This is a genomic window from Sphingomonas molluscorum, from assembly GCF_039522995.1.
In the GTDB taxonomy this organism is placed as follows: Bacteria; Pseudomonadota; Alphaproteobacteria; order Sphingomonadales; family Sphingomonadaceae; genus Sphingomonas; species Sphingomonas molluscorum.
This window is the reverse complement of sequence record NZ_BAAAEL010000010.1, coordinates 124,373-143,853: the sequence shown is the minus strand read 5'-3', so window position 1 is coordinate 143,853 and position 19,481 is coordinate 124,373. Positions and strand designations below refer to the sequence as shown.

Genomic DNA, 19,481 nt, shown 5'->3' with positions numbered 1-19,481 from the left:
GTTAGCGTCCCGTCTTGCGCAGTGCCGGATTGACCTTCTGCCCGGGGTTCAGAAAAGCGCCCGCGCTCACCACCACCCGCTCGGTGCCGTTGAGCCCGTCGGCGACGGCAACGCCCGCGTCCGACACTTCGCCGACCGTCACCGCGCGCCGCTGCGCCTGATTCTTGTCGTCGAGAACATACACGTAATTGCCCTTGCCGTCGCTCAATACCGCCGACTCGGGAAGCAGCGGTGCGGCGCGGGCGCCCGACAGGATGCGCGCGGTGGCGAAGCCGCCGGGCCGCAGCGCGGGGTCGTAGGACAGGGCGATGCGCACCGTGCCCTGGCGCCGATCGGGATCGATCACGGGCGAGACCTGCCACACCTCGCCACGGAAGGTCCTGGTGGTGCCGACCGGCGTCACCTCGGCCGGAACGCCCACGGTCATGCGGGCGATGTCCGCCTCGGAAAGCTGGGCCCGCATCTCCATCTGTCCGCCCATCGCCATGCGGAACAGCGTGCCGCTGCCCGAGGAGACGATCTGTCCCGGCTCGACGGTGCGGGTCAGCACCAGTCCGGCCGCAGGCGCGCGAATGTCGAGCCGGCGGTTGCGCGCCTGCGTCTCGGCAAACTGCGCCTCGGCGACGCGGACCCGTGCCTGGGCCGCGTCGCGCGTGGCGGTCTTGCGGTCGATGTCGGCCTTGGAGACGAAGCCGCGGCCGAGCAGCTGCTGTGAGCGATCCAGCTCGGTCTGGGCGATGCGCGCGTCGGCCCGCGCGACCCGCACCTGTGCCGCCAGCGATTCGGCCGTCTGCGCCTGGACCGAACGATCCACCGTTGCGAGGACCTGCCCTTCGCGCACCCAGCTGCCGGGCTCGATCAGCACGCGCGTGACTTCGCCGCCCTCGCCCGCGACGCCGATCGGCATCTCGCGACGTGCGGCAAGCGAACCGGTTCCGGTGACGACCGTCTGGATCGATTCCCGCCCGGGCACCATCACACTGACGGTCGGCACCTGAGAATCGCTCGTCGGCGGCGCACCGGCGGCGGCTGCGCCCTCCTCATCGCCGCGACCGAACGCGAACCAGCCGACCAGCACAAGCAGCAGCAGGATTGCGGCAGCGATGATCCATTTGCGGCGGCGGCGCACCGGCGCCTCCGGCCCGCTCAGCTGAGGGCGATCCTCCCCATCGATCGCCTTCGCCTCATACTCCATCTACGCCCACTCCCCCGACCGGCTGTCTGCATTACTGTGTTATAGTAATAGGGCACCCACCTCAAGGGCATCCGGTCGCCGGGGATTGCCCGCTGGCACGGCCGGTCGCAAGTGAAACCGGCGTTCAGCTTGCGTTGTCGTGCGAAGAGGCAGGAGAAGACGACCACCGGGGCGCCGCCCCCAAAGTTCTTGTGGAGAAAAACCTCGATGCGCAGCCTTCCTGTTCTCGCCGCCGCTCTGGCCACGGGCATTGCCGGGATCGCGGTGCCGGCCGCCGCACAGCAGGTCGCCCCTGCGCCGGTGTTGCTCGATGCCACGCTGCTGGACGTGGTCGCCCAGGGGAAGGCGACGCGCGTCCCCGACGTGGCAACGTTGCGGGCGGGTGTCGTGACCCAGGCCGCGACCGCTGCGGCCGCCCTTCAGGAAAATGCCACCCGCATGAACCGGGTCGTGGCCGCCCTCCGCAAGGCAGGCGTCGCCCCGCGCGACATCCAGACTGCCCAGATCGGGCTCCAGCCGCAGTATCGCTATGCGGAGAACGTGCCGCCGGTGATCACGGGCTATCAGGCGTCCAACCAGGTGTCGGTGCGGTTCCGGGACATTGCGAAGAGCGGCGCCATCCTCGACGCGCTGGTGGCGGAGGGCGCCAACCAGATCCAGGGGCCCGATCTCTCGGTCGGCGCCGCCGACCAGGCGCTCGACGAGGCACGGGCGGATGCCATCGCCAAGGCGCGCGCGCGCGCCGAACTCTATGCCAAGGCCGCGGGGCTGCGCGTCGACCGCATCCTGACCATTGCAGAGGGCGATGTGCCCTCCGCGCCGCCGCCGGTGATGGTCCAGGCTCGCATGGCGTCCGTGGCTGCCGATTCGACGCCGATGGCCGCCGGCGAGCAGGACATCACTGCAACCGTGACGGTCCGCTTCCTGCTCCGCTGATCGCCTGCGCGGCACATAGAAGAAGGGCCGCCCCGGAAGGGACGGCCCTTTTCTTTGGATCCGGAGATCGTCGCTGTTTTAGCGAACGGTTCCGCGACGGACCAGGTTCACGATCGCCAGCAGGATGATCGCGCCGACGAGCGAGGTGATGAACGACGTCACCGTGATACCGTCGTTGATGTTCGCGCCGAAGATCAGCGACGCAATGAACGCGCCGATGATGCCGACCACCACGTTCAGAATGATTCCCTGCTGTGCGTCAGTCCGCATGACCATGCTGGCCAGCCAACCCACGACACCGCCAACGATAAGCCAAATAATGACGCCCATTGTACTCGTCCCTCCGTTTCGACCGCCTGTCGGGTCTGTTGAAGCTAGGACTCGCAAGCCGGCGGAAGGTTCCGGCGCCGTCACGAATATTGGCGGTCGTGTGGCGCCGGCGGTGGCAGTCTAGAACAGGGTCCAGAGCGGATTGGCGGGGTCGGCCAGCAACTTGATCGTCAACGCCGCGGACATGAGCACCAGCAGCGGGCGGATGCCGCTGCCGCCGAAGCGGATCGCCAGGCGGGCGCCCAGCTGGTTGCCCGCGACGTTCGCCGCCGCCATCACCGCCCCCAGCTGCCACAGCACATGGCCCCCGGCCACCATCGCGATCAGGGCGGCGACGTTCGTCGACAGGTTGAGCAGCTTGGTGTTGGCGATCGCGCGCACCAGCCCCAGGCCGCCCAATGCCACCAGCGCCAGCGTCAGGAAGGATCCGGTGCCGGGACCGAAGAAGCCGTCGTAGAAGCCGATTCCTGCGACGATCAGGGTGATGCCCGCTCTGCCCATCCGCGCGTGGCGATCCACCTGGCTCATGGGTGGCGCGAGCAGGAAATAGAGGCCCATCGCGATCAACAGCACCGGCATGAACGCAGCGAGGAACGCGGAGCTGATGTGCTGCACGGCGGTCGCGCCCAGTGCCGATCCGGCAAAGGCGGCGGCGGCCGGCACCGCGAACTGGCGCAGGTCGACATGGCCCGCCCGCCAGAAGGTGTGGAAGGCGGACGCGGTGCCGATCGTGCTTTGCAGCTTGTTGGTGGCAAGCGCCGCCACCGGTGGCACCCCGGCCGCCATCATCGCCGGCAGCGTCAGCAACCCGCCCCCGCCCGCCAGCGCGTCGATGGTGCCGGCAAGGAAGGCGATGGCGGCGAGGAAGGCAAGCGTTTCGGCGGCGAACTCCATACGCCGCGCTTAGGCGCAGGTGGCGGTGGAGGCCAGCGGGTCCGGCCTTCACCAGACCTTCGCGAAACGCACGCTGGCCCGGAGCAATGGACGTATGCCCCCGCCGGCAGGGATCCAGGGCCCAGCAGAGCACCGGCGATAGCGCCAGAGCCCTGGGGCCTTTTCGGGAGTACGGCAGGTGTTGCGGGCGCCTTTCGGATCGCGCACCTTAATGGAAATCGTGCGAGCGGATCGGAATCACGTCCTCGGGGTCGCAGCCGGTGCGGAACGGCGGGTGGTAGTGAGTGCGCGGCTTCCACACCGCCGGCGGCTTGGCGTCGCGCGGGTCGGGGCCGCTGCCATGGGTGGCGCCATCGCCGCGGCCGGTGAGGCGCGGCAGCTCGAGGTCGCCGATGCTCCGCAGCATCGGGGTGCGATCCACCACCCGGTCGGTGATGACGTGGATCACCTCTCCCTCGCGCTGCACCCGGCCGACGATCGACACCATCGCCGCTGACATGACGGTGCGGCGCTGCTTCTCGAACCGGTCGGGCCACAGGATCGCGTTGGCGACGCCGGTCTCGTCCTCGATGGTGATGAAGAGGACGCCCTTGGCGCTGCCGGGCTTCTGGCGGACCAGGATCACGCCCGCCACCTCCACCCGCCGACCGTCCTTGAGCGACCCGAGCGCCTTGCAGGGCACCACGCCCTCGCCCTCCAGTTCGCCACGCAGGAAGGTGAGCGGGTGGGCGCGCAGCGACAGCTGGGTGGCGCGGTAATCCTCCACCACCTCGCGCCCGGCGGTGAGCGGTTCGAGCATGACCGGCGCCTCCGCCACTTCCGGCGTCAGCCCGCCCGCGCGCGCGTCGGCCGCGGCGAACAACGGCAGCGGCGCCGCCGCCAGCCCCTTGATCGCCCATAGCGCCTGGCGCCGGTCGAGCCCCAGCGCCTGGAACCCGTCGGCGCGCGCGATTTTTTCCAGCGCGGCGAGCGGCACGCCCGATCGCCGCCACGCATCCTCGACCGAGGTGAACGGCGTCTCGCCGCGCGCCATCACCAGTCGTGCGGCATCGCCGTTGGACAGGCCGTGCACCACCTTGAACCCGAGTCGCAGCGGCAGGCGCATCGCGGCCGCCGCTTCCGGGGAAAGGTCGGTCGTCGCCGCCCCCAGCAGCCGCGTGTCCCAGCGGCTGTCGTTGATGCACACCGGCCGTACCTCCACGCCATGCTCGCGCGCATCGCGCACGATCTGCGCGGGCGCGTAGAAGCCCATCGGCTGCGCGTTCAGCAACGCCGCGCAGAACACGTCGGGATGGTGGCACTTCATCCAGGACGAGGCATAGGCGATCTTGGCGAAGGACGCGGCGTGGCTCTCGGGAAAGCCATAGCTGCCGAAGCCCTCGATCTGCTTCACCAGCCGGTCGGCGAAGCCTTCGGAGATGCCGTTCTTGTTCATCCCGGCGATCAGCTCCTCGCGGAACTGGCCGACGCCTTGCGTATATTTGAAGGTCGCCATCGCCTTGCGCAGCTCGTCGGCGCGCGCAGGCGTGAAGCCCGCGCCCTCGATCGCGACCTTCATCGCCTGTTCCTGGAACAGCGGCACGCCCAGCGTCTTTTCCAGCACCGCCTTCAGCCGCGGGCTCGGATAGTCGAACTCGATGTCGGGATTGCGCCGCTTCTGCTCGCGCCGCTTGAGATAGGGATGCACCATGTCGCCCTGGATCGGGCCGGGGCGGACGATCGCGACCTGGATTGCGATGTCGTAGAAGGTCTCCGGCAGCATCCGCGGCAGCATCGCCATCTGGGCGCGGCTCTCGATCTGGAAGACGCCCAGCGTGTCGGCGCGCTGGATCATCGCGAAAGTCGCCGGATCCTCCTTCTGCAGCTCGGGCGAGGCGAGCGTCAGCGCCAGCCCCTTGTGTTCGCCCAAGAGGTCGAACGCGCGCCGCATGCAGCCGAGCATGCCGAGGCCGAGGATATCAACCTTCATGAAGCCGAGTTCCTCGATGTCCTCCTTTTCCCATTCCACCACCCAGCGATCGGCCATGGCGGCGGGCTCTACGGGCACCAGCCCGTCGAGCCGGTCGCGCGCGAGCACGAAACCGCCGGGATGCTGCGACAGGTGGCGGGGCGTGCCGATCAGCTCGCGCGCCAGCTCCAGCGTCAGTGCCAGCCGGGGATCGGAACGGTCGAGGTTGAGCGCATCGACATGCGCGTCCGCCACGCCCTCGCTCGACCAGCCCCACACTTGGCCTGCGAGCGCACCGGTCATGTCCTCGGGCAGGCCGAGCGCCTTGCCGACCTCACGTACCGCGCCGCGTGCACGAAAGCGGCTGACCACCGCCGTCAGCGCGGCATGGTCATGGCCATAGGTCTGGTAGATCCACTGGATCACCTCCTCGCGCCGCTCATGCTCAAAATCGACATCGATGTCGGGCGGCTCGCCGCGATTGGGGGAGATGAATCGCTCGAACAGCAGCTGGTGCTCGACCGGGTCGATCGAGGTGATGCCGAGCACATAGCAGATCACCGAATTGGCCGCCGAGCCCCGCCCCTGGCACAAAATGTCCTGCGCGCGGGCATAGGTGACGATCGAATTGACGGTCAGGAAATAGGCCGCATAGTCCATCAGCCTGACCTGCTCGAGTTCATAGTCGAGCTTGTCGATGTAGCGTTGGTCCGGCCGGCCGTGGAACGGCGGCTGTTGGAACAGCGCGTCCAGTGCCTTGCGCGCCAGCTGCTCCAGGGCTTCCTGCGGCGTGCGGCCGTGCATCACGATCTCGTCGGGATAGCGGTAGCTCAGTTCGGTCGGCGAGAAGGTGCAGCGCTCGACGATCGCGGCGCCGGCACGGATCGCCTCCGGCAGATCGGCGAAGCGGCGCTCCATCGTCTGGGGCGGCACGAAGCAGCGATCGGCCGACCGCTCGCGCCGCAGCCCCAGATCGTCGATGGTGCATTTGCAGCGGATCGCGGTCACCACATCCTGCAGCATACGACGTTCGGGCTCGTGGTAGAGCACGTCGCCGGTGGCGAGCGGCCGCAAGCCGAAGCGCGCGGCCTCCTCGGCCGTGCGATGCAGCCGCAGCCGGTCGCCGGGCCGGCGGTGATAGGTCAGGCAGACATGGCCGCGGTCCGACCCGAACAGGTCGGCCATCCAGCGCAGCTCCTCCTCGCGCACGCCGTCGATGCCGGGCACGAGCGATCCGACCAGCCCCTGCGTATCGGCCAGATCGTCCCAATGGAGGAAGCACTGCCCCTTTTCGCCGTGCTGCGGATCGGCGCGCTTCTTGCCCAGCGTCAGCAACCGGGTGAGCCGCGACCAGCCCGCCAGATCCTCCGGCCACACCAGCAGCGACGCGCCGGAGACGAGGTCGAGCCGGCACCCGGCCACGAGGCGGATGGGGTTGCCCTGCGCGCTCACCTCGCGCGCGGCGACCAACGAGCGGACGATGCCCGCCACCGAATTGCGGTCGGTGATGCCGAGCGCCGGCATGCCCATTTTGGACGCGGTGCCGAACAGTTCCTCCGCCGACGACGCACCGCGCAGAAAGGAGAAGTGGGTGGTGACCTGAAGCTCCGAATAGGTCATGCGAACATGCCCTGGAGCCACCAGCTGAGGTCGCCCGTCTCCCCACGCAAGCCATCGCCGCTACGGTACAGCCAGAAGCGATGGCCGTGCTCGTCCTCCACCCGGAAATAGTCGCGCACCGCATCGCGCTCGGCCGGGCGGCGCCACCATTCGCCCGCGATCCGTTCCGGCCCGTCGGCATGCACCACCACATGGGGCACCCCGCGCCAGGTGAAGCGCCGCGGCGGCTGGTCGGGCAATTCGGCCATGACATGATCGAGCCGCTCGGGCCGGCGCAGCACGCGCACCGGACGCGGCCAGCGCAGGTGCCAGGGGTGGTCGGCCTCGCGACCGTCGAGCCGGCGGACGTCGTCCTCGCGCAGCTGCGCCGCGGGTGTATCGGTGGGGTCGAGCGGCGCCACCCGCGTGGATGCGCGTTCGGGCACATCGCTTTCCACCGGGACCACCCGCCACATGCGCTGCGCGCCGATGCGGTTGACGATCTGGTCGACCAGCGGCCCCAGGTCCGGCGGCGTGTCCTCGACCAGCGCGGCACCCAGAGTCTCCGCGCCCAGCGGCTCGGCGCGGCGCACGTGCAACGCCATGGCGTCGATGCCATAGCCGGGCTCCACCGTCTCGATCCGCCGCCCCAGCAGTCGCAACAAATGCTCGGAGTCGCGGCTGGCACGCGCGAGCCCGATGCGCAGCCGCTGCGGCACGCCGTCGACGCGATCGAGCACCAGTTCCACCTGGCGTGCGCCCAGCCCGGCTTTCCGCAACACCGCCACTAGCCGGGGCACCAGTTCGCCCAGCCAGTGCGCGATCGCCTCTGCGGTGGCGATCGGCTCGGCGAAGCGCTGGCGGACCTGGACGCGTTCCGGCGGCACCACCGGATCGAGCGGCTCGGCACGCGCCCCCAGCGCCTGGTCCAGCCGGGCGAGCACCGCATCGCCGAACCGCCGCGCCAGCTGCCCGCGCGGAAGTGCCCGCAGCTGCCCGATCGTCGTCACGCCCAGCCGGGCGAGCAGCTCGATCGCGCTTTCCGGAAGCCGCAACAGCCCGGCCGGCAGCGGGTCCAGCGCCTCGGCTTGGGCACCGGGCGGGCAGATCCGCACCACTGCCCCACCCTGCCGGGCCAGCGCCCAGGCGGCACCGGCCGTATCGGCAATGCCGACGCAGGCGTTGACGCCATGCCGCGCGAGCAGGCGCACCAGCCGCAGTGCCATGCGCACCTCGCCGCCATGCAGGTGCGCGACCCCGGTGAGGTCGAGCAGCAGCCCGTCGGGATCGGACAGGTCGACCACCGGCGTCCAGCGGCGCGCGAGCAGCATCGCCAGCCGGCGCAGATCGGCCCGGTCGCCCGCCGGATCGGCATCGCGCACCTGAAGTTCGGGCACCTGCGCGCGTGCCTGGGTGAGCGCCATGCCCGGCCGCAGCCCCAGCGCCTGCGCCGCCGGAGACGCCGCCGCGATCGCCACGCGTCCTCCCTGGCGGGCAACGGTGACCAGCGCTACCACATCCCGCACCGGGGCGAGTCTGCCGGGCACTTCCTCCACGCACACCCGCGCGACCAGGTCGCCGAGCGTGCGTCCGGTCTGGAAGAAACGACCCGCGGCGGCATAGCCCGCGATCGGCTCGCGGCCATGCGCGTCCGGGTGCGGCCCCTCGCCCGGGTACTGCACCGCCGGCATCGCCGCCATCTGCGCCAGCGTCGGCCGGTCCGATCGGGGGAACGCCTGCGGCTGGGCGAGTGCGTGATGGCTGCACCCGCCCTCGTCCGGCGGCATCGCCTTGAACGGATGGTCCATCACCTCCGAACGGCGGCTGAGCTCGCGGAACGGCGGCTGCTGGTGCAGCGGCAGCGCCGCGATCGCCCGTTCCACGGCTTCGGCATCTGCGGCCCAGGCGGCGGATGCGGGCGAAGCGTCGAGCGGACGGCCCTGGCGGTGGACGTCCTTGAAAGGCCTCTCTGCCTTGAAGGGGTGGTCGGCGGCCACGCTGGTGCGGCCCAGCTCCCGCTGCGGCGGGCGCTGGTGCGTGGGCAGCTGCTCGATCGCAGCCTCCACCTCGGCCCGTGCCCAGCGCGCACCGGGGCGCCAGCCGCCCTCCTTGGGGACGGAGCACTGGTTGGCGCGTTCGGCCTCGGCCACCCGGCCGATCGCCGCGAAGGCGGAGCCCGTGCGTCCCGCCTCAGGCGGCGCGGCGGTTCGCTCTGCCTGCCGCAGCCGGTCGATCGGCCAGTCGGGCAGGAAGAGCGCAGCGACCCGTTTCATCGCATGCCTCCACGGTCCAGTCGCGGGGCTCGCCGCCCTTCTGGCGGACAAGCGCAAGGTTCCATTGGGCGCGGCCGACGCCGGCCACCGGCAGCGGCGTCGAGGGCGCGGATGCCACCCGCCAGCGCGTCGATGCGGCCGAGGGCACCGCCAGCGGATCGGCGCCTGCGCGCCCATGCCGGCGCAGCAGCAGCGCGATGGTGCGCCCGCCCTCCGCCGCCAGCTGCAGCCGGCGGGTGGCGGTCATGGGCACGCGCTTGGCCTCGCCGATCACGGCGCCCAGCCCGCGATGGCGCAGCCCTTCCTCCATCAGCTGGAGCAGCTCGGCATCGTCGGCAGCCTCGGCATAGAGCACCCGGTGCGGCCCAAGCCCTACCTGCGCGAGTCCCGGCGCGAACAGGTCGCGCCGCCGCACCACCCACAGCACGGGGCCCCAGGCGCGTGCGGCAATTCCCGCCAGGAACAGCGTCGCCGCGCAATCGTCGGCCATGTCCGGCCCGGCGCCTGCCACCTCGTGCAGCGCATCGAGCGCCAGCCCACCTCCGGCCAGCACCGCGTCGAGCGCCGGCACGCCGAACGGCAGCACCTCGCGCCGGCGATAGCGGCCGCATTCGATGGCGCGCAGCTGCGCGCGCAAGGCGTCCAGGACAGGGGCTTGAGCTTGGGTCACGACAACAGCTAGGACTCACGAGGGACTCGATATGTTCCTATTCTGTTCTAATGCGCTCCCGAGTCAACCGCCGATCGCATGACCCTTGCGCGGGCGCCGGCTTGCCATTCCTTTCCCGATGCTTAGGCTCGCCTGCGACCCTTATCGGAGCCCCTGATGACCGCACGCCTGCGCGCCGTTCTGGCCGCGACCACGATCCTCGCCCTTTTCCCTGCAGGAGCCGCCATGGCGCAGACTTCCGCCGCTGCGGCCCCCTCCTCGACTTCCGTCGATGCAACCCCGCTGCTCGCCCCCTGGGGCGGCCCCTATGGCGGCGTGCCGCCCTGGGACAAGGTGACGCCGGCGATGTTCCCCGCCGCCTTCCCGGTCGCAATGGCCGAGCTGCGCCGCGACGTGCTCAAGATCCGCGACGACAAGCGCCCGGCGACCTTCCAGACCGTGATCGAGCCGATGGAACTCGCCGGCGACACGATGGACCGGGTCGAGTCGATGTGGGGCGTCTATTCGAGCAACCTCGCTACCAAGGAGGTGCAGGCGATCGACCGCGAGTGGAGCCCCAAGCTCTCCGCCTTCTATGACGAGCTCTACCTCGACCCCAAGCTGTTCGCGCGGGTGAAGGCGGCATACGACGGCCGCGCCAGCCAGAAGCTCGATCCCCAGCAGCTACGGCTGCTCGAGCGCACCTATCGCAGCTTCGTGCGCCGCGGCGCGCTGCTCACCGATGCGCAGCGGGCACAGGTGTCGCAGCTCAACCAGGGGCTGTCCGTCGCCTACAACAGCTTCAGCGAAAAGGTGCTGGCCGACGAGGAGACCTGGATCGTCGTCGACGATGCCAAGCAACTTGCGGGCCTGCCCGACAGCTTCGTCGCCTCGCTCAAGGCCGCGGCCGACGAACGCAAGCTTCCGGGCAAATGGGCGATCGTCAACACCCGCTCCTCCGTCGCGCCGGTGCTGACCTATGCCACCGATCGGGCGTTGCGCGAAAAGGTGTGGCGCGCCTTCGTCAACCGTGGCGACAACGGCGGCGCCAACGACACCAATGCAACTATCGCCGAGATCCTGAAGCTGCGGCAGCAGCGCGCCAAGCTGCTCGGCTTCCAGAACCACGCCTGGTACCGCATGGACGACACCATGGCGGAGACGCCCGCCAATGCCATGTCGCTGATGATGCGCGTGTGGCCCGCCGCGGTCGCCCGCGTCCACCAGGAGGTCGCCGACATGCAGGCGCTCGCCAACCAGGGCGGCGCCAAGATCACCATCGAGCCGTGGGACTATCGCTTCTACGCCGAGAAGGTGCGCAAGGCGAAGTACGACCTCGATGAGAGCGAGGTGAAGCCGTACCTCCAGCTCGACAACATCCTCCAGGGTGCGCTCTACGCCGCGGGCCGGCTCTACGACCTGGAGTTCAAGGAGAACACGGGGCAGATCCCGGTGTTCGACCCCGCGGTGCGCACCTTTGTCGTCACCGACAAGCGTGACGGGCACAATGTCGGCGTCTTCTACTTCGATGCCTATGCCCGCTCGGGCAAGCGCTCGGGCGCCTGGGCGACGGCCTATCGCCGTCAGCAGGAGCTGGGCGGCCACCGCAACGTGCTGGCGTCCAACAACAACAATTTCGTAAAAGGCGCCCCCGGCCAGCCGACGCTCATCAGCCTGGACGACGCGACCACGCTGTTCCACGAGTTCGGCCACGCCATCCACAGCTTCCTGCAGGACGTGAAATACCCCGGCCTCGCCGGCACGCCGCGCGACTTCGTGGAGTATCCCAGCCAGGTGAACGAGAACTGGCTGCTGACTCGCGACGTGCTCGATCGCTATGCCAAGCACTATCAGACCGGCGCACCCATGCCGCAGGCGCTGGTCGACAAGATCGAGAAGTCGTCGACCTTCAACCAGGGCTTCGACACGGTCGAATATCTCTCGTCTGCGATCGTCGACATGAAGCTGCACGACCGCGACACGCCGGTGACCGACGTCGACGCGTTCGAGCGCGAGACGCTGGCCGAGCTGGGGATGCCGAAGGAGATGGTGATGCGGCACCGCCTGCCGCAGTTCAACCACCTCTTCTCGTCCGACGCCTATAGCGCGGGCTACTACAGCTATCTGTGGTCGGAGACGATGGACGCGGACACCTGGGCGGCGTTCACCGAAACCGGCAACGTCTGGGACAAGGCGACCGCCGATCGCTTCCGCACCGTGCTGCTGTCGACCGGTAACGAGACCGATCGCAAACAGGCCTATCGCGCGTTCCGCGGCCGCGACCCGGACGTCACTGCGCTGTTCAAGCGTCGCGGCTTCCCGGTCGAATAAGAGGCCAGGCGCGGCGGGTCAGGCGACCAGCCGCGCCACCTCTTCGAAATCCCCGGCGATGTCGTGCACGCCGATCCGGCGCAGCACGTCCGCATGGCCGATGCCGCAATGCTGGCCGGCGCACAGGCCGATGACGTGCGCACCCGATGCCACCGCACCGGTGGCGCCCACCGGCGAGTCCTCCAGGATCACGCAACGTTCGATCGGCACGCCGAGCGCGTCGGCAGCATAGAGATACAGGTCCGGTGCCGGTTTGCCGCGGGTGACATGCTCGCGTCCGCTGAACACCTTGTCGCCGAACGCGTCGCGCAAGCCCAGATGGTCGAGATGCGCGGTGATCCAGCGCGTCGAACTCGACGAGGCGATCGCGCGCGGCAGCCCGGGCGGCAACGAGCGCACGAAGGCGACCGCACCCGCCACTTCCTCGATTCCCTCGGCGACCGCGTGCGCATCCTCTGCGGCACGGGCCTCGTGGAAGTCGGCCGGGATCGGGCGCCCCAGGAACGCCTCCACCTCGTCCAGGAAGTCCTTGCCCGCACGACCCATGAAGCGCGCCATCGCCTCGGCGGTGTCGATCGGGTGGCCGGCGGCCGTCAGGTAATCGGCGAGGTGGCGGTTGCCCGCCCATTCGCTTTCCAGCAGCACACCGTCGAAGTCGAACAGGATCGCGTCGAACCGCATCAGCGTGCCCCGAACAAGGCGGTGCCGACCCGCACATGGGTGGCCCCCAGCGTCACCGCGGTCTCGTAATCCCCGGACATGCCCATGCTGAGCCCCGGCAGGCCGTTGTCGTCGGCGAGCTTCGCCAGCAGCGCAAACCAAGGCGCCGGCTCCAGCTCCAGCGGCGGCACGCACATCAGCCCGATTACCGGCAGTTCGGCGCGCCGAGCCTCGGCAAGCAGTACCGGCAATTCGGCGACGGCAACGCCGCCCTTCTGCGGCTCGTCGCCGATGTCGACCTGCACGAAACAGGCGGGACGTCGGTCGTGCCGGTCCATTGCCTTGGCGAGGGCGGCGACCAGCGACGGCCGGTCGAGCGAATGGATCGCGTCGAACAGCGCCACCGCGTCGTCGGCCTTGTTGGACTGAAGCTGCCCGACCAGGTGCAGCTCGATGTCCGGGGTCGCCTCGCGCAGCGCCGGCCATTTCGCCTGCGCCTCCTGCACGCGGTTCTCGCCGAACACGCGCTGGCCCGCGGCGATCAGCGGGGCGATGGCGGGAGCCTCGTGCGTCTTGGAGACGGCGATCAGGCTGGTGGCGCCGGCCGGGCGCTTGGCGAGCTGCTCGGCGCGCGCGATCCGCTCGCGCACATCGGCCAGCCGCTGGGGGGCATCGTCGGTGGTCATCGGGGGCGCTATAGGTAGCGCGATGCGTGCCCGCCAGCCCCTCCCCCGCCAATGGCTGATGACCGACCCGCGGATCGGCGAGGCGCTGTGGGACGCGCTCGAACGGCTGCCGCGCGGCGCGGGCGTGGTGTTCCGCCACTATCAGCTGTCGCCCCGAGAGCGCGCCGCGCTGTTCGCGCGTGTCCGACGCATCGCGCGGCGCCGGCGGCTGGTGCTGCTCGTCGCCGGCGCCCGCCTGCCAGGCGCCGACGGTCGGCATGGCACGCGCAGCGCAGCTCCAAAGCAAGGGCTCGCGACTCGCCCCGCACACCATCGTCGCGACGTGGTGGCCGCCCGCCGCGACGGAGTCGACGCCGTGTTCGCCTCCCCCGTCTTCGCCACCCGCTCGCACCCGGGCGCTCCCGCGCTCGGACGAGTCCGCTTCGGAATGATGATTCGAGGAGCCGGCATCCCGGTGATCGCACTCGGCGGCATGGATGCACGGCGCGCGCGCAGCCTGGCCGGCTTCGGCGTTCACGGCTGGGCTGCGATCGATGCCTGGACGCGGTAGCGCCCGGCCGGATCAGAAGCGGAAGGCGGTGCCCACGTAGAGCGCCTGGCTGTCCCGACGCGTGTCCTCGGTCCGCAGGAGCCGGTCCTTGTCGGACTTGTAGCGCACGCCCGCCGTCACGTCGAAGTGACGAGTCAGCGAATAGGAGCCCCCGACGTCGATCGACGCGCTGGGTACATCCGCCACCAGCTTGGCCTGATCGACCAGCGGCTTTTCGCCGCCCACGGTCACGCTGCTGGTACGACGGGCCGCCTTGCCGACCGCAGCACCGATGCGATCGCGATTGCCCGGCTGCACGCCCAGGTCGAGCTTGGCGAGATCGCCGGCGGCGGCAAAACGCTTCCAGCCGACCGAGGTTCCGAGATTATAGGCGATGGGCGCCAGCGTGGGGCCGACGTTGGTGTCGACCGCCGCATGCTCCGAAGCGGAAGCCGGCTGCGTGCGCGCACGCACCGCGACCGTCACGGCACGCTTGCTGATGCGCTGGCCTTCCGAAGGCGTAAAGCGGAAGCTGCTGCCGTCGATCCCGCTGCGCGCGAGAACCGCGGCAAGCTTGGGATCGGCGGATGAGGGCGTGAAGCCGCCGATGCTGCTGACGGGGGCCGCACGGCGAAAGGCCACGGCACGCGAGCCTTCCGGGGCACCGAGCGCAGGCGCGATCAAGGCTCCGGCGGCGCTCAGCACCCCGATCCCCAATCCAGCCATGGCGCGCATCGTAAGCACCCCGTTTCTCCTCCCGCTTCAAAAGTGCGCTAGCATGATTCGGTTGCATGTCGCCACCGGCCGAACACGATTCCGGTGAACTGTTGCAATCCGCCCACATGCCGCCCGGTACTGCCTGCGGGGCCGCGCCGCTTGCGGCGGCACCGCGACCCTCTATAGAAGCAGCCGATGTTCCGTTCTTCCAAGGAAACGCCGATGATCCGCCCGTTGCGCACCGCGATCCTGGGTCCGCTCGCGATTGCCCTCACGCTCACCGCGTGCGGCAGCCGCAAGGACGATCTGAAGGCCGATCTCGCCGCCTCCCAGGTGACGACCATCGGCGTCAACAGCTATCTGTGGCGTGCCAGCCTCGACACGCTCAGCTTCATGCCGCTGCTGCAGACCGATTCGAACGGCGGCGTGATCGTCACCGACTGGTATGTGAATCCGGCCACGCCGACCGAGCGCATGAAGGTTACCGTCAGCATCCTCGACCAGGATCTGCGCGCCGACGCCCTGCGCGTGGCGGCGCTCCGCCAGGTGCAGCAGAACGGCCAGTGGGTGGAGGCGCCGGTTCAGGCCGCCACCGTCCAGAAGCTCGAAGACATCATCCTGACCCGTGCGCGCGACCTGCGCCGCGGCGCGCTGATCGGCTGAGGCAAGCACCCCTGAAATGGCCTCGCGTTTCAATGCACTGAAGGCGGATGCGGCCTGGCAGAAGCTGTGGGAAGACCGCCGCACCTTCGCCGCCCGCGACGATAGCCCGCGCCCCAAGAGCTACGTGCTCGAGATGTTCCCCTACCCGTCGGGGCGCATCCATATGGGCCACGTGCGCAACTATACGATGGGTGACGTGCTCGCGCGCTTCCGCCGGATGACCGGCTATGAAGTGCTCCACCCGATGGGCTGGGACGCGTTCGGTATGCCGGCCGAGAATGCCGCCATGGAAAAGGGCGTGCATCCGGGCGGCTGGACCCGCGACAACATCGCGACGATGAAGGCGCAGCTGAAGCGCCTGGGCTTCGCACTCGACTGGACGCGCGAGCTCGCGACCTGCGAGCCCGACTATTATGGCCATGAGCAGGCGCTGTTCCTGCACCTCTATGCGGCGGGCCTCGTCTATCGCAAGGAATCGCCGGTCAATTGGGACCCGGTCGACATGACCGTGCTCGCCAACGAGCAGGTGATCGACGGCCGCGGCTGGCGCTCCGGCGCGCTGGTGGAGAAGCGCAAGCTCTCCCAGTGGTTCCTCAAGATCACGGACTTTGCCGACGAGCTGCTCGACGGGCTCCAGTCGCTCGATCAGTGGCCCGACAAGGTCAAGCTGATGCAAGAGAACTGGATCGGCAAGAGCCGCGGCATGAAGATCCGCTTCCAGGTCTCCGACGGGCAGCCGGTCGAGGTGTTCTCGACCCGCCCGGACACGATCTTTGGCGCGAGCTTCGTCGCGGTCGCAGCCGACCATCCGATCGCCCAGGCGGCGGCGTTGCGCGATCCGGAAGCACAGGCGTTCATCGATCGCTGCAAGCAGGGCGGCACCACCGCGGCCGAGATCGAGACCCAGGAAAAGCTCGGCTACGACGCCGGCGCCACCGCGACGCACCCGTTCACCGGGCTGCCGATGCCGGTGTTCATCGCCAACTTCGTGCTGATGGAATATGGCACCGGCGCTGTCATGGGCGTTCCGGCGCACGACCAGCGCGACCTGGACTTCGCGCGCAAATACCAGCTGCCGGTGCGCCGCGTGGTGGCCGACGGGGAGCACCGCGATCCGCTGTTCGAAGGCGACGAGGCCTATACCGGCGGTGGCCAGCTGGTGAACTCCGACTTCCTCGACGACATGGACGTGGACGCCGCCAAGGCGGCGGTGATCGCACGCGGCGAAGCCGACGGCTGGGGCGAAGGCACGACCGTCTGGCGCCTCCGCGACTGGGGCGTCAGCCGCCAGCGCTATTGGGGCACGCCGATCCCGATCATCCATTGCGAGGATTGCGGCGCGGTGCCGGTCTCGCAGGACCAGCTGCCGGTGGTGCTGCCCGAGGACGTCAGCTTCGACGTACCGGGCAATCCGCTCGATCGCCATCCGACCTGGAAGCACGTCGACTGCCCGACCTGCGGCAAGTCGGCGCGGCGCGAGACCGACACGCTCGACACCTTCGCGGATTCGTCCTGGTACTTCATCCGCTTCGCCAGCCAGCCCAAGGACAAGCCGTTCGACAAGGATGTCGTCGCCCAGTGGCTGCCGGTCGGGCAGTATATCGGCGGCGTCGAGCATGCGATCCTGCACCTGCTCTACGCCCGCTTCTGGACGCGCGCGCTCAAGCGCACCGGCCTGATCGACGTGGCCGAGCCGTTCACCGGCCTGTTCACCCAGGGCATGGTGACGCACGAGACCTACAAGTCCTCGGACGGCCGCTGGCTGGGTCCTGCGGAAGTGCAGGACGGCGTGGAGATCGCGACCGGTGAGGCCATCACGGTCGGCCGCGTCGAGAAGATGTCCAAGTCCAAGAAGAACACCGTCGATCCCGGTCCGATCGTCGACCAGTACGGCGCGGACGCGGTGCGGTGGTTCATGCTGTCCGACAGCCCGCCCGAGCGCGACCTGCCGTGGAGCGAGGCGGGCATCGAGGGTTCGTGGCGCTTCGTCCAGCGGCTGTGGCGGCTGTTCGACGGCCTCGCCGAACAGGCGGGCACCGAGGGGTCCGACAAGGCGCTCGACCGCAAGCTGCACCAGACGATCGCCGGCATCGCCGCCGACGTCGAGGCACTGGCGTTCAACAAGGCGGTCGCCAAGCTCTATGAGCTGACCGGCATGATCGAAAAGGCCGCACCGTCCGCGTCCCGCACCCAGGCGATCCGCACGCTCATGCGGCTGGTGGCGCCGATGGTGCCGCACATCGCCGAGGAAGCCTGGGCCGCAAACGGCGGCGACGGGCTGATCGCCGATGCGCCCTGGCCGGAAGTCGACGCCGCGCTCCTGGTCGAGGATGAGGTCACCGTCGCGGTGCAGGTCAACGGCAAGCTGCGCGACACGCTGACCCTGCCCAAGGGCACCGCGCGCGAGGATGCGGAGGCCGCAGCGCTCGCCTCGGCCAACGTCCAGCGCGCGATGGAGGGCAAGCCGCCGCGCAAGGTGATCGTGGTTCCCGATCGCCTGGTGAACATCGTCGCATGATCCGGCGCGCCGCCCCGCTGCTGCTCGCCTGCCTGCCGCTGGCCCTCGCCGGCTGCGGTCTGCGGCCGCTCTATGCGGGCGGCGAGTCCGGACCGGTGCGGGCGCTGCTCTCGGGCGTCGAGGTCGCCCCCATCCCCGGCCAGAACGGTTGGCTGATGTCGACGGCGCTGCGCGACCGGCTGCGTGCCGAAGGCGCACCGCGCTACCGGCTGCAGGTGGTGCTCGATGACGAGATCACCGGCCTGGGCGTCCGCCGCGACGATGCGGTGACGCGCGAGCGCCGGACGCTGCGCGCGCGCTACCAGCTGGTCGATGCCGCAAGCGGCGAGACGGTGCTCGACGCAACCGCGGGCTCCGACGTCGGCATTGACGTGGTGAGCTCCGAATATGCCACCATCGCCGCCGAGCAGTCGGCGCTGGAGCGGCTGTCGGGCATCGTCGCGGACCAGATCATCAGCCGCCTCGCGTCGTACGCGCAGCGGACCGACCTCCCCGCCGGGCAGTGAAGGCCAAGCCCGACACGCTGGGGCCGCGGCTCGACAAGCCTGCCCCCGACATCCGCCTCTACCTGCTGCACGGCCCCGATGAGGCCGGTGCGGCCGAACTCGCGCAGCGACTCGCCCGCGCGATGGGCCCCGAGGCGGAGCGCATCGAGTTCGACGGCAGCGCGCTGAAGGCACGGCCCGGCGCGCTCGCCGACGAAGCCGCCTCGCTCTCGCTGTTCGGCGGTGCCCGCTACATCCGCGTCAACGCGATGGGCGAGGAGTCGCTGGAGGCGGTCACGCTGCTGCTCTCCGCCGAGCGCGCCGGCAATCCGGTGGTGGCGCTCGCCCCCTCGGTGAAGGGCACGGGCAAGCTCGTGAAGCTCGTGTCGGCCGCGTCCAACGCCTTTGAATGCGCCTGCTACGTGCCCGATGCACAAGCCGCCGCCCGACTGGCGACGGCGCTCGGGCGCGACCAAGGCCTGCGCCTCAGCCACGAGGCTGCCGAGCATCTTGCGGTGGCGAGCGGCGGCGATCGTGCGATCCTGGCGCGCGAGATCGAGAAGCTGGCGCTGTTCCTCGACGCCGCCCCCGACCAGCCCCGCGACGCCGGCTTGCCCGCCCTCGACGCGATCGGCGCAGACTTGGGCGAGGCGGAGATGTTCGGTGCGATCGCCGCGATCGTCGGCGGCGACGCTGCCACCGCCGGCGCCGAGGTCGCGGCGCTCGAGGCCGGCGGCAACCATTCGGTGCCGCTGCTGCGCATGACGGTCCGCAAACTCCTGTCGCTCGCCGAGATGCGCGCCGAGATCGACGCCGGCGACCGCCCCGCCGACGTGATCGAGCGCCACCGCGTGTTCTTTCGCGAGAAGCAGCCGACGATGGACGCGCTGCGCCGCTGGAGTTCGCCCCAACTCGCCCGCGCGATCGACCGACTGCGACAGACCGAGCGCGCGACCATGTCCGGCGCGAGCGCTGGGGACGTGCTGACCGCACACGTTGCGGTGGCGGCGGCGCGGAGTGTGCGGCGGTAAGGGGCGGCGCCCCTAACCCTACACGCCCAATGCTGAT

The 19,481-nt window shown here is 69.8% G+C and carries 16 protein-coding genes; 7 read left to right on the top strand and 9 right to left on the bottom strand.

The window, feature by feature from the left end:
* Position 1: 1 nt before the first annotated feature.
* Positions 2-1,195 carry an efflux RND transporter periplasmic adaptor subunit gene (locus ABDZ92_RS11145; RefSeq protein ID WP_343762856.1) on the bottom strand — a complete coding sequence of 398 codons (1,194 nt, stop codon included), beginning with the start codon at positions 1,193-1,195 and terminating at the stop codon, positions 2-4.
* A gap of 207 nt (positions 1,196-1,402) precedes the next feature.
* Here ABDZ92_RS11145 and ABDZ92_RS11140 point away from each other — a divergent pair, with 207 nt between their 5' ends.
* Positions 1,403-2,131, top strand: coding sequence for an SIMPL domain-containing protein (locus ABDZ92_RS11140; RefSeq protein WP_125959436.1), 729 nt, complete (start codon positions 1,403-1,405; stop codon positions 2,129-2,131).
* 78 nt (positions 2,132-2,209) lie between these two features.
* On the opposite strand, the gene ABDZ92_RS11135 is transcribed toward ABDZ92_RS11140, so the two are convergent.
* From ABDZ92_RS11135 to ABDZ92_RS11115, 5 genes are all read right to left on the bottom strand, one after another.
* The gene (locus ABDZ92_RS11135; protein ID WP_125959437.1) at positions 2,210-2,461 is read right to left on the bottom strand and encodes a GlsB/YeaQ/YmgE family stress response membrane protein; all 252 of its coding nucleotides are present in this window, start codon (positions 2,459-2,461) and stop codon (positions 2,210-2,212) included.
* 120 nt (positions 2,462-2,581) lie between these two features.
* Positions 2,582-3,355, bottom strand: a complete 774-nt coding sequence (locus tag ABDZ92_RS11130; protein ID WP_125959438.1) for a TSUP family transporter — start codon at positions 3,353-3,355, stop codon at positions 2,582-2,584.
* Positions 3,356-3,563: 208 nt separating this feature from the next.
* Positions 3,564-6,923: an error-prone DNA polymerase gene (locus tag ABDZ92_RS11125; protein WP_125959439.1), complete on the bottom strand. Its 3,360-nt coding sequence runs from the start codon at positions 6,921-6,923 to the stop codon at positions 3,564-3,566.
* Positions 6,920-9,175, bottom strand: coding sequence for a Y-family DNA polymerase (locus ABDZ92_RS11120; RefSeq protein WP_272695170.1), 2,256 nt, complete (start codon positions 9,173-9,175; stop codon positions 6,920-6,922). Before ABDZ92_RS11120 ends, ABDZ92_RS11125 begins: the two co-directional genes overlap by 4 nt.
* Positions 9,093-9,812, bottom strand: a complete 720-nt coding sequence (locus ABDZ92_RS11115; protein ID WP_125959517.1) for an ImuA family protein — start codon at positions 9,810-9,812, stop codon at positions 9,093-9,095. The genes ABDZ92_RS11120 and ABDZ92_RS11115 overlap by 83 nt, the downstream gene beginning before the upstream one ends.
* A 189-nt stretch (positions 9,813-10,001) precedes the next feature.
* Here ABDZ92_RS11115 and ABDZ92_RS11110 point away from each other — a divergent pair, with 189 nt between their 5' ends.
* Positions 10,002-12,155 (top strand): M3 family metallopeptidase, encoded by a 2,154-nt coding sequence (locus ABDZ92_RS11110; RefSeq protein ID WP_125959440.1) that lies wholly within the window; start codon positions 10,002-10,004, stop codon positions 12,153-12,155.
* Between the two features lie 18 nt (positions 12,156-12,173).
* Here the strand turns inward: ABDZ92_RS11110 and ABDZ92_RS11105 are convergent, their stop codons facing one another.
* Both ABDZ92_RS11105 and ABDZ92_RS11100 read right to left on the bottom strand, forming a co-directional pair.
* Positions 12,174-12,836, bottom strand: a complete 663-nt coding sequence (locus ABDZ92_RS11105; protein WP_125959441.1) for an HAD family hydrolase — start codon at positions 12,834-12,836, stop codon at positions 12,174-12,176.
* Positions 12,836-13,501, bottom strand: a complete 666-nt coding sequence (locus ABDZ92_RS11100; protein WP_125959442.1) for a YggS family pyridoxal phosphate-dependent enzyme — start codon at positions 13,499-13,501, stop codon at positions 12,836-12,838. Before ABDZ92_RS11100 ends, ABDZ92_RS11105 begins: the two co-directional genes overlap by 1 nt.
* 58 nt (positions 13,502-13,559) lie before the next feature.
* Between ABDZ92_RS11100 and ABDZ92_RS11095 the strand changes: the two genes are divergently transcribed.
* Positions 13,560-14,051 (top strand): thiamine phosphate synthase, encoded by a 492-nt coding sequence (locus ABDZ92_RS11095; RefSeq protein ID WP_272695171.1) that lies wholly within the window; start codon positions 13,560-13,562, stop codon positions 14,049-14,051.
* A 12-nt stretch (positions 14,052-14,063) separates the two neighbouring features.
* On the opposite strand, the gene ABDZ92_RS11090 is transcribed toward ABDZ92_RS11095, so the two are convergent.
* Positions 14,064-14,765, bottom strand: coding sequence for a hypothetical protein (locus ABDZ92_RS11090; protein WP_241211743.1), 702 nt, complete (start codon positions 14,763-14,765; stop codon positions 14,064-14,066).
* A 204-nt stretch (positions 14,766-14,969) separates the two neighbouring features.
* Here ABDZ92_RS11090 and ABDZ92_RS11085 point away from each other — a divergent pair, with 204 nt between their 5' ends.
* From ABDZ92_RS11085 to holA, 4 genes are read left to right on the top strand one after another with little or no spacing between them, the layout of a single operon-like run.
* Positions 14,970-15,410: a DUF3576 domain-containing protein gene (locus ABDZ92_RS11085; RefSeq protein WP_125959444.1), complete on the top strand. Its 441-nt coding sequence runs from the start codon at positions 14,970-14,972 to the stop codon at positions 15,408-15,410.
* 16 nt (positions 15,411-15,426) lie between these two features.
* Positions 15,427-17,928 (top strand): leucine--tRNA ligase, encoded by a 2,502-nt coding sequence (leuS, locus tag ABDZ92_RS11080; protein ID WP_125959445.1) that lies wholly within the window; start codon positions 15,427-15,429, stop codon positions 17,926-17,928.
* Positions 17,925-18,434: an LPS assembly lipoprotein LptE gene (gene lptE, locus ABDZ92_RS11075; RefSeq protein ID WP_125959446.1), complete on the top strand. Its 510-nt coding sequence runs from the start codon at positions 17,925-17,927 to the stop codon at positions 18,432-18,434. Before leuS ends, lptE begins: the two co-directional genes overlap by 4 nt.
* Positions 18,431-19,444, top strand: a complete 1,014-nt coding sequence (gene holA / locus ABDZ92_RS11070; RefSeq protein ID WP_125959447.1) for a DNA polymerase III subunit delta — start codon at positions 18,431-18,433, stop codon at positions 19,442-19,444. Before lptE ends, holA begins: the two co-directional genes overlap by 4 nt.
* Positions 19,445-19,481: the final 37 nt, after the last annotated feature.